This is a genomic window from Streptomyces swartbergensis, from assembly GCF_002148965.1.
Lineage (GTDB): Bacteria > Actinomycetota > Actinomycetes > Streptomycetales > Streptomycetaceae > Streptomyces > Streptomyces swartbergensis.
The window spans coordinates 1-660 of the sequence record NZ_NGFN01000845.1; the positions used below are offsets into that span (position 1 = coordinate 1).

The following is a 660-nucleotide window of genomic DNA, read 5'->3' on the forward strand; positions in this document are numbered from 1 at the left end:
GAGTTCACCTCCGACGAGGTCCAGGAGGCCACCGGTCTGTCCCCGGCCCACATCCTCGACCACCACGCACGAGGARCCCTSGAACTGCTCCGCCASCRWCCCACAGCCCGGGAGKGATCACCCCGACATGAGTGCCATCGAMRACCTCCTCGCCCGCGCRGCCCTSCTGAAGAACCCCGCATCGCCGCCGACACCACTCCCTGCCTCGGTCCACGAACAGTGCGTGCCGCTGGCCGCCGGGTTATCTCCCAGCGCGGCAAGCGCGATACACCGGTTACTGGGGTCTGCGCCGCGGGTTCTGCTCAGCGCTGGCGTCGGAGTGACGTGTGGGGGCGGCTTGACCGTACGGCCGGGGTTGCGCGAAGACATGATCAAGCACAGCCGATCAGAATCCGGGCATGTTGCAGAATCTCATGGCCGTGTTCAGCCTGCTCGTTGGCCTGGCGGGCCTGACATTGAGTTATGCGGCTCACCGGCAGAAGGTTCGGCAGGAGGGCCAAGAGGCGGAGCTGCGCGCGCAGGAACTGGCGAGGCTCCGACGCGAGCGGGAGCAGGAGGAGCGACAACGCAGGCGAGAACACGAGCAGGAGGAGCGACGACGCCAGCTGGAACAGATCGAACAGCAACAGCGAGAAAGCCGCCAGGCATCCATGATCAATG

At 66.2% G+C, this 660-nt stretch carries 1 protein-coding gene; it reads left to right on the forward strand.

All coding sequences use genetic code 11. The annotated features are described in order from the left end of the window. Positions 1-398 precede the first annotated feature (398 nt). The coding region (locus CA983_RS46065; RefSeq protein ID WP_208637204.1) for a hypothetical protein at positions 399-660 on the forward strand (262 nt) is incomplete at its 3' end.